The following is a 16996-nucleotide window of genomic DNA, read 5'->3' on the forward strand; positions in this document are numbered from 1 at the left end:
AGGATCTTTTAAGTTAATTTCGCCACACTTAAACTGGAATTTTATGTCAGATACAATAGACTCTATACTCAGCGAAGCAAAGGCCGGAATGAAAAAAAGAATGGCACATCTGGAAGTGGAACTGACCAGGATTCGTGCCGGTAAGGCCTCAGCTTCTATTCTGGATGGTGTTATGGCGGAGTATTATGGCAGCCCGACACCTATTGCGCAAATTGCCAATATCAGTGTAATGGATGCCAGAACCATTTCAATCCAGCCCTGGGAAAAAAACATGCTCAGTGTGATTGAAAGGGCTATTATGGCAGCCAATATTGGATTGACCCCTCAAAACGATGGTGTTCAGATCCGCCTTTTTATGCCTCCGCTGACCGAAGAACGCAGACGTGAACTCTTTAAAAGAGCGACAGCGGAAGGTGAAAACGGCAAGGTGGGTATCAGAAATATCAGAAGGGACAGCATAGAGCAAATAAAAAAACTGCAAAAAGATGGCCTGAGTGAAGACTTGGCTAAAGGCGGTGAAAAAAGTGTACAGGAGCTGACCGATAGTTTTATTGCACAGGTGGATTCCGTGTTGGCGGCCAAAGAAAAAGAAATCATGGAGATCTAAGGAATACAGAGGTGTTTCCTTCACCTCACATAACATATGGACGAATTACTTAAACAGATTGAATCTTATACAGTGGCCATTGAGGCGGCGTCGGCTTCCACTAAGGAAGAGGCAGAAGCCTTCCGTATCCAGTATTTGGGAACCAAGGGGATTGTGAAATCCCTGATGGGATCTATGAAAGATATCCAGCCAGATCAACGTAAGGCTGCCGGCCAGGCGCTGAATGAATTTAAGAAATTGGCTGAGACAAAGCTGGAGTCACTCCAGGCGGGCACAGCCGGGCAAGTGGCTGATGAGCAGAGAATTGACCTTTCCCTTCCCGGAGATTTCGTCGGAGTCGGCACCCGGCATCCGCTCAGTATCGTACGTGGCAGAATCGTATCGATCTTTAAGAAGCTCGGTTTTGCCATTGCTGAAGGTCCGGATATTGAAGATGACTGGCATAATTTCGGCGCGATGAACCTCCCGGAAGACCATCCGGCCAGAGATATGCAGGATACCTTTTATATCTCTCAGAACCCGTCCTGGTTACTCAGAACGCATACGAGCAGTGTGCAGGCCAGGGTAATGGAGACTCAAAAACCGCCTATCCGGGTGATTTGTCCCGGCAGGGTTTATCGTAACGAAACGATCAGCGCCAGAGCGCATTGTTTTTTCCATCAGGTAGAAGGGCTATATATCGCTGAGAATGTGAGTTTTGCTGACCTAAAACAAACCTTGTACTTTTTTGTCCAGGAAATGTTTGGTAAAGAGGTTAAAGTCCGGTTTCGGCCCAGCTATTTTCCCTTTACAGAGCCCAGCGCAGAAATGGACATCAGCTGCCTGATCTGCGAAGGCAAAGGCTGTAATGTATGTAAACATACCGGATGGGTTGAAATTCTGGGAAGCGGCATGGTGCATCCAAATGTACTGGAGAACTTTGGGATTGATTCCACTAAATATACGGGATTTGCATTTGGAATGGGTGTGGAAAGAATTGCACAGCTTAAATACCGGGTCAATGACCTGCGGCTATACTCTCAAAATGATGTACGCTTTTTGCAGCAGTTTACCGGAGCTGTTTAAGAAAATCAGTGTCCGGCATCATCTCAAATCAAACAAAAACAAAAAAGCATGAGTAAGTTCAACGATTACAATTTTAAGGGACATAAGGCGCTTATCCGCGTCGATTTTAATGTGCCTTTAGATAAGCAGACACAGGAAATTACCGATGATACTCGTATCAGGGCTGCGCTTCCGACCGTTAAAAAGATTTTGGCTGATGGCGGAAGCGTTATTCTGATGAGTCATTTGGGCAGGCCTAAAAATGGCCCGGAAGCTAAATTTTCCTTAAAGCATGTTCAGGGGCGTGTGAGCGAACTGCTGGGTGTTGATGTCGCGTTTGCTGATGACTGCATCGGTGCACAGGCAACGGAAAAAGCTGCGGCATTACAGCCGGGTCAGGTCTTGTTATTGGAAAATTTGCGTTTTTATCCTGAAGAGGAAAAGGGAGGCAAAGACTTTGCGGAAAAGCTCAGTAAATTAGGCGATGTATATGTAAATGATGCTTTCGGAACGGCGCACAGAGCACATGCTTCTACTGCCGTGATTGCTCAGTTCTTCCCCGCAGACAAGAAAATGTTCGGTTTGCTGATGCAGGCGGAAGTTGCCAGTGCGGAGAAGGTATTACATAATGCAGAAGCACCTTTCTGCGCCATTATCGGTGGTGCGAAAGTATCAGATAAGATTCTGATCATAGAAAATCTGCTGGAAAGAGCGACAGATATCATTATTGGCGGTGGCATGGCTTATACATTTTTCAAGGCACAAGGCGGACAGATCGGGAACTCTCTTTGTGAAGAAGACCGGCTTGATACAGCACTGGAATTGATTAAGAAAGCTGATGCTAAAGGCGTCTGTATCCATCTGCCCAGTGATTCTATTATCGCGGATAAGTTTGCGGCTGACGCAGAGGTATCTGCCGCGCCGAGTACCAATATTCCCGCCGGATGGATGGGACTGGATATTGCTGAAGAGGCAAGAGCCAGTTTTTGCAATGCGATTAAAAAAGCCAAAACCATTCTTTGGAACGGCCCGATGGGCGTCTTTGAAATGGAAAACTTTCAGGGAGGAACGAAAGCTATTGCGGAAGCGGTGGCAGAGGCAACGGCAAACGGTGCTTTCTCTCTGGTGGGGGGGGGCGATAGTGTCGCTGCTGTCAATAAATTTGATCTGGCCGATAAGATCAGCTATGTTTCAACGGGCGGTGGCGCTTTACTGGAATATTTCGAAGGCAAAACCCTGCCAGGTATTGCAGCGATCAGCGAATAGAAGAATAAGATAATGATCAGAAAAATAACCTCATTTGGCTAATCGACGGTAAGGCTATGAGGATAAAATAAATTCGGGGGATGTCCACTTTATTAAAATGGGTTTCCCCCGAATTCGTTTTAGTTCTTGAAATAGAGTCCCAGCATGAGTGTTAAAATGGGAATCAAAATACCTAAGATCATTTTGAGCATCATCCCATTTAACCGGTTGGTCAGATTTTCAGAAAGCTGACTCATTTCTGCTCTAACATTGCTGAATTCTGCTCTGATATCGCTGAAGCCCGTTCTCATCTCTGTTCTTATTTCACTGAGCTCGGCTCTTAAAAAGTCTTTGGTTACGTAGTCTTTCATTGCTTCATTAATTTTGACACTGAACACTGAATCGATGTATCCGACCAATGATTCAGCTTGTCTTTAGCTGGTTGACAGTTGTGGTAGGGAGATATTTACAGGGTCCGCCATATGGCCTGCATCGAATTTCGTTTCCTTCCGTAAATCAACTGCCATGAAATCCGAGAATGTTTCAGAAAAATAACCTTCTTTAACTAACCAACAGTATGCTTAAGTGAATAAAGTGAACTGCCCACCCACGCTAAAGCGATGAATGGGCTTCGTGCTTCACAGCGACTTGCTTACTGCCCAAATGGGTTAGAAGTCTTATTATCGCTCCACACGTGTACTCGCAAGTCCCTTACGAGGTTTTTAAGTCTTTTACTGACAAAACGAAAGTAAATGTACTTTGTAAAACAGCCAAATACTTTTGTGCCTTACATCCCACCCACACTACGTGATGAATGGGTTTTACGGCACGTTCTATAAATTCGGGGCGTGCCCATTTTAATAAAGCCATTCCCCAGATTTATTTTATATTTTGAAATAGAGCCCTAACATCAGTGTTAAAATGGGAATCAAAATACCTAAGATCATTTTTAGCATCATCCCATTTAACCGGTTGGTCAGATTTTCAGAAAGCTGACTCATTTCTGCTCTAACATTGCTGAATTCTGCTCTGATATCGCTGAAGCCCGTTCTCATCTCTGTTCTTATTTCACTGAGCTCGGCCCTTAAAAAGTCTTTGGTTACGTAGTCTTTCATTGCTTCATTAATTTTGACACTGAACACTGAATCGATGTATCCGACCAATGATTCAGCTTCTTCTTTGTTTTTTGCCTGAGCATAAAACTTGAAAAGTGCATTTGCCGCACTGGAATCTCCAGTTGAAATCATTTTCTGACATTTTGTTACTGCTCAGCTATGCATCAGGTTTTTCCTTTTGCTTAGCCTTCGCTTCAGGCTTCACAGACTCCCCTGGTGGGGACGCCTCCGCCTGTTTTTGTTTAGTGTCCGACTGTGCACCACAGCCAGACAATATTTTCAGACCTTCCCTGAGTATGTTCCGGGCGGCATTGACATCTCTGTCATGCATGGTATGACAGCAGCTGCAGGCCCAGGCCCTGTCTGCCAATGTCAGGTCTTCTTTCTTTTCCCCGCAGACATGACAGGTTTTGGAAGAGGGGAAGAACCGGTCAACTTTCACGAACTTCCGGCCATACCAGTCGCATTTGTACTCGAGTTGGGTCAGTAGCTTTCCCAGTGAAGCGTCTGACAGGGACTTTGCCAGACAGTGGTTTTTCAACATGTTTTTCACCGTAAGGTCCTCTACCGCGACGGTGTCGTGATTCTTGACGATGTCGGTAGTGATCTTATGTAGGTGGTCCTCCCTGAGGTTCTTTATCCTTTCATGCAGCCGGGCTACTATATGGCGTTGCCGTTTCCTGGATTTGCTGCCTTTCTGCTTTTTAGAGAGTTGTCTTTGTCTGTGTTTTAGTTTCTTCTCCAGTGTCTTCAGCGGTTTGATATTTTCATATCTGGTGCCATCCGACAGGATGGCGGCATCCTTGATCCCTACGTCGACACTGGTATCCTTACCCGTACCGGCCAGTATCTCTCTGGGGACCTCACAGGTAAAGGAAACATAATAGTTGCCTGTAGTGGTCCTGGACAGATGCAGGTATAATATTTTCCCTTTGATCTGCCTGCTTATTTTTATTCTGATCCCTGTTTTCAGTTTCGGGAGCCAGAGGTGATCACCCTCTACCCTGAAGCCCTGTGGCAGCTTAAAGCACTGACGGTCGCTCCTGCACCTGAATCTGGGGTACCTGTTCTGTCCCTTAAAGAAACGCCTGTAGCTATCATCTACATTTTGCATGGCCATCTGCAGTGGCTGGGCGATCACCTCGCCCAGCCACCCGGTTTCCTGCCGGCTTTTAAGGACAGGCAGCATTTTGGCGGTGTCATAGTAAGACAGGGATTTGCCGGTCTCTTCATAGGTCTTTTGCCGCAGTTCAAGGGCATAATTGTACACGAACCTGACGCAGCCAAATTGCCGGGCCAGAAAATTAATCTGCTCCCCTTCAGGGTAGATCCGAAATTTATAGGCTTTCAGATGCGTGCTTTTCACAATTTAATTTTTTTACAATAGAATGCCTGTACTCCTTTAATGTCGTCTTATACGACCAGGGTATGATTTCAATAATATTTGGATTGATGGCTGTTCTTACTGCTTATGGCAAAGCGGCAGATGTACAGTCAGGTCAAATCAACGAAGTAGGTTCGTCATCCTCTCTATCAGTGCTTTTCCGATGACAGGGGCAAAATTAAATAATTACAGTGAAAGAAGCAGAGATGGCTGTCAACTTTTAAAGACAGGTTCTTTTGATTCTGGAGCGTCGCTTTGAGTAGGGGGTACAACTTGTAGCCCTTTTTGGATATAATAAACTGACAACCAATTAAATAATTATATACCTGAGCAGTTACGACATTTTAAAGTTACGAAAAATTGTTTGATCCCGGAAATTTGTACATCGAATGATTTATCACTACTGATCAGCTCAATGTTTATTCAGACCGCATATGGCAAAGCGGTGTTTCCTGAACAATGCTTTAGGGATAGTCCATCAGTGTTATCTTTTGCAGAAGATACGGATGGGTTAACCATGCTGTCCGGTAGGATTCATCTAACGGTGACCTCTCTCCCTTTTATTTACCTTTTTGCAGGCTAGGTCCTGAATTTATATGCTTTTAAGTATGATCTTTTCATGGCTTAGCATATGTATTGTAGAACAGGAATTCTGCCTACAATATATTTTACGTTTTCTACTTTGATTGATACTGGCCAGGTCCCTGTTTTTCCAGGGTAATAACTTCTGAACCATTAGTGCAAAACCGGGAAAATATATGGAGTCGGCCAAAGTATTTATCCGGGATTTTAGACATATTTTGCACCGCTGTAATGCAGTGATGACGGAGCTTTTAGAATAGGTGGGAAAAATATCCCTTTTTTAAAGGCCGGATAAGTGTCTTGGGGAATGTTTAGAACGCAAAGAAATAGTCCCTATTGGGGCGTCTAAAGCACTGTCTTGGTAGATAAGATTATTGCATGACAAGCTTTATTACCTTAGATCAAATGCGAAAGACTGCCGTATTAGCGATATTCACCTGAGTTTTTGATCCACAATATCCCCGCAATAATGATATACGGAGTTCTTTTCCGGACCGAATGACGATGGATGAAAGATAAAATGGACTGAGGCTAGCCTTAATAACAAGGCTAGCCTCAGTCCATTCATAGCATTCGGGTATGCTTATTTGGAAGTGCAGCTTTACTTTGCTGCGTTGTTGTCTCTTTTCGCAGCCTGGGCGTCTTCTGCTTCCTTAAGTTGCTCCTCAGTCACGGTAACAGCAACCGGTATTTTCGATTCTTGCTCGATCGCTTTCCAGCCACCCAATATATTGCGGAGATTATGAAACCCCTGTTTTTTTAGAATGGAAGCGCCGATCACACTGCGATAGCCGCTTTGGCAATGGATGTAAATGTTATCCGTATCCTCAATAGCGGCTACCCTAAGCGGATTGAGCAACTGGGGGAGTGGAATATTGACGGCGTCGGCGACATGCCCTGCGTCAAATTCGCTTTCCTTCCGGACATCCAATACTAATAATTGCTGATCAAAAGGCAGGTCCATGGCCAGTTCGTCGCTTTCTACGTCGATAATCATATCGACAGGGAGCCCCGCTTTTAGCCATGCGTTAAAACCACCCTCCAAGTAGCCGATCATTTTATCAAATCCTACCCTGGCCAGCCGGGTCATCGCTTCTTTTTCCATCCCTGGTTCTGTAATCACCAATAGCTGTTTATCAAAGGGAATCAGGCTTCCTGCCCATTCCGCAAACCGGCCGTTCAGGCCGATGAAGATGGAACCTGGAACAAAGCCCTGTGTAAAAATTTCTTTATCCCGGGTATCTATGATCCAGATACCCTCTTGTTTTCCCGCCTCCTGAAAGGCTTTCGGTGCTAATGGCTGCATGGCTTTTTCCAGGACGGCGTCCAGCTCCTCATAGCCTTTTTTGTTCATCGCCGCATTGATCGGAAAATAGCTGGGCGGTTCGGGCAAATCTGCCGTGACCGCCTTGATAAAGGCAGATTTACTGGTGGCTTGCAATGCGTAGTTGGTCTTTTTCTGGTCCCCGATCGTGCTGTAAGTGGTCGTACCGAGATTCTTGCCGCAGCTGCTGCCGGCACCATGTGCCGGATACACCAGGACATCTTCGGGTAACGGAACGATCTTTGACTGAAGGCTTTCGTATAACATACCTGCCAGATCCTCTTTGGTAAGTTCGTCTCCCTTTTGTGCCAGGTCCGGCCGGCCGACATCTCCTACAAACAAAGTATCGCCTGTAAAGACTGCATGCGGCTGATCCTTTTCGTCGCGAAGCAGATAACAGGTGCTTTCAAGCGTGTGCCCCGGTGTATGCAAGACTTCGATCATACATTTTCCCAAAGGGAAGATCTGATGATCACTGGCGACTTCCACATCAAACCCTGCCTTGGTCTCGGGGCCGTAGACGATGGGGGCACCTGTTGCTTTATGCAGGTCCAGATGGCCACTGATAAAGTCTGCATGAAAATGCGTCTCAAAAATATACTTGATGGAAGCCTTTCTTTCTCCGGCCAGCTCAATATAAGCCTGGGTATCACGCATCGGGTCAATAATGGCTGCCTCACCATCGCTCTCGATGTAATAAGCAGCTTCACTCAGACAACCCGTATATAACTGTTGAATATACATAAACGAAATTTGTGCTGCACAAAGGTACAACACGACTTTAAGGACAGTACGTTAAGACAAATAGAATTCCCTGCTGATAAACTACTTTAGCAATTCATCAACAAAGGTCACCAATTCCTGCATCCTGTTATAATTGATCGTATAATAGATAAACTTACCATCTCTTTGGGTAGTGACCAAAGCGGCTCTTCTTAGGATAGCTAGATGCTGAGAAACGACAGATTGTTCTAACCTCAATTTGACATAAATCTCTGTTACCGTAATCTTTTCATTTTCCTGAATAAGTTTAATGATCTGTAACCGGAGTTTATGATTGATTGCGCGTAGGATTAACGCGGCCTTTTTCATTCTCAGGAAATCTATAGTGATTTCTTCTTGACTTTTTGGATCCTTGATAATGATGGTTTGCGCTGCGTTGCTCATATTATAAATAGATATTTTTAATAATCGGTTATAAATTAATGTATAAAGTTATACAATATTTGTTGTTTTCCTTGTATATATATATTTAAAATGACAAATTTTTAACATATCAATTCCGGTGCTAAATCTTAGCTGTTGTATAAAAAGATTTAAAGTATAAAGGCTCGCTATAGGCTATATCCGCAAAACGTTTTTGCACAAAATATGACTGGGCAATTTTGTTCTGTGCAGCACTGCCTGCGGGTAGGTCCATAAAGTCAAAATTGCCATTCGGACAGATCTCTTTCCATTTATTCATACCGGAACCAAAGAAACAAACCTTTTTTACCTGGTTTGCAAAGGGTCGCACAAAACCCTTGCCATCGAGCAGATAAGCGCCGGGAGCCAGGAGTATATTTAAATGGTCGTCATATAAAGCCGTAAAGACTTCCATGCGACGGGCATCGATCATCGGAGCAAGGAGTATTCTACCTGGATCTTCCTGCTCAAGGATGACTTTTTCTGCCATGATTTCAAGGGTGTTTAAAAGTATCAGTGGTTTATTTAATGTATAGCAAATTCCTTTGGCAGAGGAGAGTCCGACCCGAAGCCCAGTATAGGAGCCAGGCCCGGCACTCACTGATACTGCATCAATATTAGATAATTGCTTGCCGGTTTTTTCTAATATGATATTTATGGCTGATTGTAAAAAAGATGCATGGGACTTCTGTTCCATATGCGTTATTTCTGCGAGAATGTTATCAGATTCACCCAGACTTACGCAGGCTTCCCCCGCTGCGCAATCGATGTGTAGCAATAGTGCCATTATATTCTAAAATTAAATTATATGTTAAATAAAATTAAAATTATAAAACAAATATTTGTTAGTATAAAAACTATATCTACCTTGCCTATAGATAAACGACATAGTCTTTTTGTTTAATGATGAGATGATTTGGTTTCTTTGGCCTTCTATTCCAAGATAGAGGGCCAATTTCATTATAGAATCATCCAGTTCATCTGGTAAAAGGACTACTTATTCCTCTGTAAAGAGGTTGGGATGTTGTTCAATATATGTTTCAATAACCTCAGGAAAATGCCGGTGCTCTAAAACGTGGATCTTACCGGCCAGTTCAGCTGCAGTATCACCCGGTAGTACCGGACATGTGGTCTGGAACAGATGTTTTCCGTGGTCATAGGCTTCATCGACCAGGTGAATGGTAATGCCTGATTCTTTTTCTCCGGCAGCAATTACTGCCTGATGTACAAAATCACCATACATGCCTTTTCCTCCATATTTCGGCAAGAGCGCCGGATGTATATTAATGATCCTATTTTGAAAAGCTGTCACAAGGTTACTTGGGACTTTCCATAGGAAACCCGCTAGTATAATGATATTAATATTCCTTTTTTGTAGCTCCTTTATATATGTATCCGTATCAAAAAATGCAGCCCTGTTAATAACTAAGGTTTCGATGTCAAATTTGCTGGCTTTATCTAAAACGCCGGCGCTATTTTTACTGGATAACACTAACTTAACTGTAATGTTTGAATGATTTTCAAAGTGCTCCATTATCTTTTCTGCATTGGAGCCAGCCCCAGATGCAAAAATTGCCATGTTTATTTTTTTATGCATATGACAAAGGTCTGTCAATAAGTTGAAAACCGAGAGTAAATTGTTTAAAATTAATGGCTACCATAGGGGAAACTAAAAAAAAATATATGATGTAATAACTTCTGTAACCATTAGTAGTATTGAGTTATAGCTGATTTAAAGATCCGGTTTATTTAAAAAATTAATGACCGGATGTTCTTTTGTCAATTTCGTGTCATATTTTTGCGGCTGTCAGGGATATTTCTCCACATTCCAACAACTGAATTGTGAATATGATCCACTTAAGAAAAGTAACCGCGAAGGTTGGTTTAATTGTTAGTTTAATCTTTTTGTTGTCGTTCGCGCAGGATGCAAAAGCGCAGGATGGCAAAGCTTTATTTACAGCAAATTGTGCTTCCTGTCACAGTGTTCATAAAGATATGACCGGGCCCGCACTGGCAGGTGTTGAAAGCCGTTGGCCAGATCGCGCGCACATTATTGCCTGGGTACATAATAGTTCTAAAGTATTGTCCTCTGGCGACAAATATGCGAACACGCTGTTCGAAAAATGGAACAAGACCCCGATGACTCATTTTGAGGGGCTACTGTCCGACGATGACGTAAATGCGATCCTGGACTATGTAAAAGTAGAGGAAGCAAAAAAAACAGCAGCACCGGCAGCAGGAGCCGCTACACAGACATCCGGCGAACAATCTGATAATACCTTATTATATGTAGTACTAACGGGTGTTCTTGCCATCGTCGCAATTATCCTGTTACAGGTTAACAGCAGTCTGAAGAGAATGTCCAATAAAAAAGAAGGACATCCGGTACTGGGACCTATTCCTTTCTACAGAAATAAGAAGTTCATTGCGGTTGTTGCTATCCTGATCTTCATCTATATCGGATACTGGCTGGCCAGTGGTGCGATCGGTCTGGGGCATTCTCAAAACTATGAACCTAAACAGCCGATATTCTATTCACACAAAGTGCATGCGGGTATCAATCAGATCAACTGTCTGTATTGTCACACCAATGCACAATATAGCAGACATGCAACAATTCCTTCAGTTAATGTTTGTATGAACTGTCATATGGCTATTACAGAGTATACAGGTCCTAAGCTCTTTACGGCTGAAGGTGAAGAAGTTGACGGTTCTGCAGAAATTCAGAAATTGTATAAATATGCCGGCTATGTCCAGGGACAGCCATGGGATGCTTCTAAAGCCAAACCCATTGAATGGGTTCGTATCCACGAGCTGCCTGACCATGTATATTTTAATCACTCTCAGCACGTTATGGTTGGTAAAGTACAATGTCAGACTTGCCATGGCGATATCACAAAAATGGACGAAGTCAAACAATTCGCTCCGCTGACCATGGGCTGGTGTATTAACTGTCACCGCACAACTAATGTACAATTTAAAGACAACGGATTCTATAGCATCTATCAAAAATATCATGAAGGATTGAAGAACGGAACCATTGATTCTGCCAAAGGCATTACAGTGGAAATGATCGGCGGTACTGAGTGCCAGAAATGTCACTATTAATCTTAGCCGATTTATACCGGATTTCAATCAATATACTTTTTAAATTTTTCAAATTTCGATAAATGGCGAACAAAAAACACTGGCAAAGTTTTGGTGAGCGTGGAAATACAAAGGCATTTCAGGACGCAAACAAAAACGAATTCCCCGAAGATCTACTTCCTTTTGAAGAAGTAGATGGCGGGTTTTTAAGCGCGCCAACGCCCAGAAGAGATTTTTTAAAATATTTAGGTTTTTCCACTGCTGCAGCTGCGCTGGCTGCCAGTTGCGAAACACCTGTTCGTAAGGTCATTCCATTTGCCAACAAACCTGAGGATATTGTACCGGGCGTAGCCAATTACTATGCTACCACCTATGTAGAAGACGGAGATGCCATTAGTGTATTGGCTAAAGTACGGGATGGCCGTCCTATTAAATTGGAAGGAAATGAGCTGAGTGCTGTGACAAATGGCGGCACCTCTGCCCGTTTACAGGCATCCGTCATCGAATTATACAACACCGCACGACTGCGTTACCCAACCATTGGGGAAGGTAAAGAAGTTACTTTTGAGGCTATTGATAAAGCGATCAGCGGTAATCTGAATGGGCCAGCAGTTATCCTGACCACACCGGTGACATCGCCCAGCAGCCTGGAAGTTATTAATAAATTTATCGCCAAGTTCCCTGGTAGCCGCCATGTAACTTATAATAGTGTTTCCTATAGCGGATTGTTGGAAGCCAATGATGCCAGCTATGGAAAAAAGGCGATTCCGACCTATCACTTTGATAATGCGAAAGTCATTGTGGGTCTCGGTGCCGATTTTCTGGGTACCTGGATCGCGCCGGTTCAGTTCTCCAAGCAATATGCAGTAGGTCGCAAGATCGATGAGAAGAAGCCGACGATGAGCAAGCACTATCAGTTTGAAGGTATTCTGACACCTACGGGTGCCAGTGCTGATGAGCGCTTCCAGACCAGGCCTTCTGAAATGGGGCTGGTCGCAGCAGCCTTACTGAGTGCTGTCAATGGCGGAGGTGTGAGCGGCATCCAGGATGCTAAATTAAAAGCAGGTGTTGAAAAGGTTGCAAAAGACCTGATTGCCAATAAAGGCGCCGCACTGGTCGTTTCGGGTAGCGCTGACAAAAATGTCCAGATCGTTATCAATGCCATCAATGAGGCATTGGGCGCGAACGGCACTACCATTGACTGGAGTGTTCTGAACAATACCCGTCAGGGTACCGACAGTGAGTTCGTTCAGCTGCTAAATGATATGAAAGCCGGCAATGTATCTACGCTTATCGTATATGGTGCTAATCCGGCCTATAGCTGGCAGAAAAGCGATGATTTTGCAGCCGCATTGAAAAAAGTTCGGACAACGATTTCCTTAAACGAGAAAGCTGATGAAACAACACAGCTTTGTAAATATGTCGTTCCCAGCCATCATTTCCTGGAAAGCTGGGGTGATGCAGAACCAAGAACCGGTCATTTTAGCTTTATTCAGCCTACAATCAATCCATTATTTAAGACCCGTCAATGGCAGGACAGCCTGTTGAAGTGGGCGGGAGAGCCTTCTGATTATGAGACTTTCCTGAAAAATTACTGGATGACCAAGTTGGGTGGTGGTGAAACCATGTGGCTGAAAACTATTCAGAGTGGTGTTATTAACCCGGCGCCGACTGCTGCCGCCGCAGCTGCCTTCAATAGCGCTGCCGTTCAGCCTGCACTTGCTGCTGTTAGCAGCAAGAAAAAGGCCGGTAAGTACGAATTGGTTCTTTATCAGAAGATCTCTATCGGAGAAGGTCAGGGTGCCTCTAACCCCTTCCTGCAGGAAATGCCTGACCCGATCTCCAGAGCAACCTGGGACAACTATGTAATGATCTCCCCGGCAATGGCTAAAGAATTGTTGGGTATTGATATCTACAGCGAAGGCCGTGCCGATGAATACGAAGTATATCCTGAAAAGCCGGTAGTAAAAGTAACTGTCGGTGGAGCTTCTCTTGAATTACCTATTCTGGTGATTCCCGGAACGCATCCAAATACCGTTGGTATCGCTGTTGGTTATGGCCGTACCGGCAAGGTGGGTAAAGCTGCGGATGGTTATGGTAAGAATGCCTACCCACTGGCTCAACTGGTAAACGGAACTGTTCTTTTTGAACAGTATGATGTAAAAATCGAGAAGACGGGGAAGAAGTCTAAAGTTGCGCAGATTCAGGTACACGATCGCTACGATTCCGTTATCGGCGGTAAACGTACCGAAGTGTTGAAAGTATTGAATCTTCCTGAGTTCCAGGAGGATCCGAAAGAGATATTAAGAGACCGAGAAGAAGAGCTCAAGCCTTATGGCGGTGTTGAGAACTTTGAAACACAAGGTACAATCTATCCATATTATGATAAACCAGGGATCCACTGGGCCATGAGCGTGGATATGAATGCCTGTAACGGTTGTGGTGCGTGCGTAGTCGCCTGTAATATTGAGAACAATGTGCCGATCGTCGGTAAAGACGAGGTGGCCCGCTTCCATGATATGCACTGGCTCCGTATTGACCGTTATTATACCGGAGATGTTGATAATCCGAACGTTGTGTTCCAACCGATGCTTTGTCAACACTGTGACAATGCACCTTGTGAAAACGTATGTCCGGTCAATGCGACCAATCACAGTACTGAAGGATTGAACCAGATGGCATATAACCGTTGTATCGGTACGCGTTATTGCGCTAATAACTGTCCATACAAAGTACGCCGCTTCAACTGGGCTGACTATACCGGTGCGGATTCATTCCCTAACAACCAGGATCAGACTACCGTCGGTAAATTGGATGCAACTGTTCACGATAGAATGGATGAACTGTCCAGAATGGTATTAAATCCGGATGTGACTGTCCGCTCCCGTGGTGTAATGGAAAAATGTTCTTTCTGTGTGCAGCGTTTACAGGACGGTAAGCTCAAAGCGAAGAAAGAAAGCAGACCATTAAAATCCGGTGCGAATAATGAGTGGGATGTGAAAACTGCCTGTCAGCAGGCATGTGCAAGCGATTGTATCGTCTTTGGTAACGTAAATGACAAAGACAGTGCTATCTCTAAAGTGAGAAGAGAAAATCCGCTGAGATTATTCCATTCTCTGGAACAATTACACACTATGCCAAATGTGAACTATTTTGCGAAAGTGCGTAATACAGATGTGAAAGAGATAGAAACTCCGACGGCTTAATAGGATTTAATAATAATTATTTATTGGTTATAAACGAAACCGAATGTCATTATTTAAATACGAATCAGAACTCAGAGAACCCTTGGTGAAGGGCAGCAAATCGTATCATCAGATTACGGAAGATCTTGTTGCACCCATTGAAGTGAAACCAGGCAAATTGTGGTACATCGGGTTTTTTATTTCCCTCTGTCTTTTGCTTTTTGGTGTGATCAGTGTCTATACCGAAGTGGTATACGGTATCGGTCAGTGGAATCTGAATAAGACCGTGGGTTGGGGATGGGATATCACCAACTTCGTATGGTGGGTAGGTATTGGTCATGCCGGTACATTGATTTCTGCAATCCTGTTGCTGTTCCGTCAGGGGTGGCGTACAGGGGTGAACCGTGCTGCTGAAGCGATGACGATCTTCGCCGTAATGTGTGCCGGTCAGTTCCCGATCTTCCACATGGGTCGTGTATGGGATGGTTTCTTCGTAATGCCTTATCCGAACACACGTGGTCCTTTATGGCCTAATTTCGATTCTCCTTTGCTGTGGGACGTATTTGCGATCTCTACGTATTTCACGGTTTCTGTATTATTCTGGTATACAGGTCTGTTGCCTGATTTTGCAACGGTTCGCGACCGTGCGAAAACTAAACTTAGAAAATTATTATATGGTATTGCCTCTTTTGGATGGACGGGTTCCACCAAACACTGGCAGCGGCATGAAGCCTTGTCCTTAGTCTTGGCAGGTCTTGCAACCCCGCTGGTACTTTCGGTACACACGATTGTATCCTTTGACTTTGCCACTTCAGTCATCCCAGGTTGGCATACAACGATCTTCCCGCCGTATTTTGTAGCTGGTGCGGTGTTCTCCGGGTTTGCCATGGTAAACTCACTGCTGCTCATTGTCCGTAAAATGATGAATCTACAGCAATATATTACTATTGGTCACATCGAGGCGATGAACAAAGTAATTGTACTGACGGGTTCCATTGTTGGTGTAGCTTACCTGTCTGAACTTTTTATCGCCTGGTATAGCGGTAACCGCTATGAGGCCTATGCTTTCTTCTATAGCCGTGCCGATTTATTTAGCCCCCTGGGATGGAGCTACTGGGGTATGATTGCCTTTAACGTTCTCAGTCCGCAAATCTTCTGGTTCCGTAAAATGAGACGTAACCTGTTTGTAACATTCTTTATGAGTATCATCGTAAATATCGGTATGTGGTTTGAGCGTTTTGTAATCATCGTTACTTCTATTTACAGAGACTATGTTCCTTCTGCATGGACGGTATACTATCACCCGACTATTTGGGAAATGGGCTTTTATATTGGTACGTTTGGTCTATTCTTTACCTGTTTCTTCCTATTCTCCAAGTATTTCCCGGTTATCGCCATTGCGGAGATCAAGAGTATTGCGAAGACATCGGGCGACAACCATAAATGGGCTGTGTCACCTGTTGAATCAAAAGAACCTGAAGTATTTGCACATGAGTATGCGCACTAATTGGTTCTGGGGACGTAAAGTGTAGTATATAGTATAATAAAAAATGATTTCATTCATAGCGTATAGTTTTATGACGCTTAATTGAAAAATACAATGGCAAAAAAGAAATTTGTTGTAGCGAGTTTTGATGATGAAGCAAATCTGTTCCCTGCGGTGGAAAAAACCCGCAAGGCCGGATACAAGATTCACGACGTGTACACACCCTTTCCGATGCATGGTCTTGACCATGTAATGGGGCTCAGGGAGACCAGTTTGCATACCGCTGGATTTATTTATGGTATTCTGGGAACCTGTACAGCCCTTGGCTGTATGACATGGATCTTCGTGTCTGACTGGCCTCAGATTTATGACGGTAAACCGCATTTTGCGTTGCCGGCATTTATTCCGATCACTTTCGAATTGACGGTGCTTTTCGCAGCGGTAGGGATGGTGTATACATTTTGCTGGTTATGTCAGTTAGCTCCATTTGTAAAGAAACACATTTTCCACCCCAGGCAGACGGATGACATTTTTGTACTCGCTGTAGAGTGCACTCCCGGGACAGATGTTGCGGAATTGGAAAGATTTTTTGATGATAAAGGAACGGTAGGTGTTGAGATCCAGGACGCTGAAGCGGGCTGGTGGTGGGGCCGCTTTGACAAAGAGCAGCAGATCATCAATGAGAATGCAGTAGAAGTATTATAAGCTGGATATAGCAAATAAATTTTAAATTCTAGCCGTTACGATTCGGC

14 protein-coding genes are annotated in these 16996 nt (G+C 44.1%); 7 read left to right on the plus strand and 7 right to left on the minus strand.

The annotated features are described in order from the left end of the window. The first annotated feature begins 43 nt into the window (after nt 1-43). From frr to K9M52_RS10335, 3 genes are read left to right on the plus strand one after another with little or no spacing between them, the layout of a single operon-like run. Nucleotides 44-607: a ribosome recycling factor gene (gene frr / locus K9M52_RS10325; RefSeq protein WP_224068349.1), complete on the plus strand. Its 564-nt coding sequence runs from the start codon at nt 44-46 to the stop codon at nt 605-607. Nucleotides 608-643: 36 nt separating this feature from the next. Then, complete coding sequence (pheS, locus tag K9M52_RS10330) at nt 644-1672, plus strand: phenylalanine--tRNA ligase subunit alpha (protein WP_224068350.1); 1029 nt, start codon at nt 644-646, stop codon at nt 1670-1672. Between the two features lie 48 nt (nt 1673-1720). After that, on the plus strand, nt 1721-2917 hold the full coding sequence (locus K9M52_RS10335) for a phosphoglycerate kinase (RefSeq protein ID WP_224068351.1): 1197 nt from the start codon (nt 1721-1723) through the stop codon (nt 2915-2917). A 119-nt stretch (nt 2918-3036) separates the two neighbouring features. Here K9M52_RS10335 and K9M52_RS10340 read toward each other — a convergent pair whose 3' ends face one another. The 7 genes from K9M52_RS10340 to purN all read right to left on the minus strand — a co-directional run bounded on the left by K9M52_RS10340 (nt 3037) and on the right by purN (nt 10065). Further along, the gene (locus K9M52_RS10340; RefSeq protein WP_224068352.1) at nt 3037-3267 is read right to left on the minus strand and encodes a hypothetical protein; all 231 of its coding nucleotides are present in this window, start codon (nt 3265-3267) and stop codon (nt 3037-3039) included. Between the two features lie 513 nt (nt 3268-3780). Next, nucleotides 3781-4143, minus strand: coding sequence for a CCDC90 family protein (locus K9M52_RS10345; RefSeq protein WP_224068353.1), 363 nt, complete (start codon nt 4141-4143; stop codon nt 3781-3783). Nucleotides 4144-4168: 25 nt separating this feature from the next. Then, nucleotides 4169-5377: an RNA-guided endonuclease TnpB family protein gene (locus tag K9M52_RS10350; RefSeq protein WP_224068354.1), complete on the minus strand. Its 1209-nt coding sequence runs from the start codon at nt 5375-5377 to the stop codon at nt 4169-4171. A 1201-nt stretch (nt 5378-6578) separates the two neighbouring features. Further along, on the minus strand, nt 6579-8045 hold the full coding sequence (locus K9M52_RS10355) for an MBL fold metallo-hydrolase (protein WP_224068355.1): 1467 nt from the start codon (nt 8043-8045) through the stop codon (nt 6579-6581). Nucleotides 8046-8126: 81 nt separating this feature from the next. Then, nucleotides 8127-8468: an ArsR/SmtB family transcription factor gene (locus tag K9M52_RS10360; protein WP_224068356.1), complete on the minus strand. Its 342-nt coding sequence runs from the start codon at nt 8466-8468 to the stop codon at nt 8127-8129. Between the two features lie 121 nt (nt 8469-8589). Further along, on the minus strand, nt 8590-9273 hold the full coding sequence (tsaB, locus tag K9M52_RS10365; RefSeq protein ID WP_224068357.1) for a tRNA (adenosine(37)-N6)-threonylcarbamoyltransferase complex dimerization subunit type 1 TsaB: 684 nt from the start codon (nt 9271-9273) through the stop codon (nt 8590-8592). A 210-nt stretch (nt 9274-9483) separates the two neighbouring features. Continuing rightward, nucleotides 9484-10065 (minus strand): phosphoribosylglycinamide formyltransferase, encoded by a 582-nt coding sequence (gene purN / locus K9M52_RS10370; RefSeq protein WP_262902400.1) that lies wholly within the window; start codon nt 10063-10065, stop codon nt 9484-9486. A gap of 269 nt (nt 10066-10334) precedes the next feature. Between purN and K9M52_RS10375 the strand changes: the two genes are divergently transcribed. The 4 genes from K9M52_RS10375 to K9M52_RS10390 all read left to right on the plus strand — a co-directional run bounded on the left by K9M52_RS10375 (nt 10335) and on the right by K9M52_RS10390 (nt 16949). Continuing rightward, nucleotides 10335-11594: a c-type cytochrome gene (locus K9M52_RS10375; RefSeq protein WP_224068359.1), complete on the plus strand. Its 1260-nt coding sequence runs from the start codon at nt 10335-10337 to the stop codon at nt 11592-11594. A gap of 62 nt (nt 11595-11656) precedes the next feature. Further along, a complete protein-coding gene (locus K9M52_RS10380; protein ID WP_224068360.1) occupies nt 11657-14779 on the plus strand; it encodes a TAT-variant-translocated molybdopterin oxidoreductase in 3123 nt (1040 codons plus the stop codon). Between the two features lie 43 nt (nt 14780-14822). Further along, nucleotides 14823-16265, plus strand: a complete 1443-nt coding sequence (nrfD, locus tag K9M52_RS10385) for an NrfD/PsrC family molybdoenzyme membrane anchor subunit (RefSeq protein WP_224068361.1) — start codon at nt 14823-14825, stop codon at nt 16263-16265. A gap of 93 nt (nt 16266-16358) precedes the next feature. Next, the gene (locus K9M52_RS10390) at nt 16359-16949 is read left to right on the plus strand and encodes a DUF3341 domain-containing protein (RefSeq protein WP_224068362.1); all 591 of its coding nucleotides are present in this window, start codon (nt 16359-16361) and stop codon (nt 16947-16949) included. Nucleotides 16950-16996 lie beyond the last annotated feature (47 nt).

Origin of the sequence: Arachidicoccus terrestris (assembly GCF_020042345.1) — a bacterium.
GTDB classification, from domain to species: domain Bacteria; phylum Bacteroidota; class Bacteroidia; order Chitinophagales; family Chitinophagaceae; genus Arachidicoccus; species Arachidicoccus terrestris.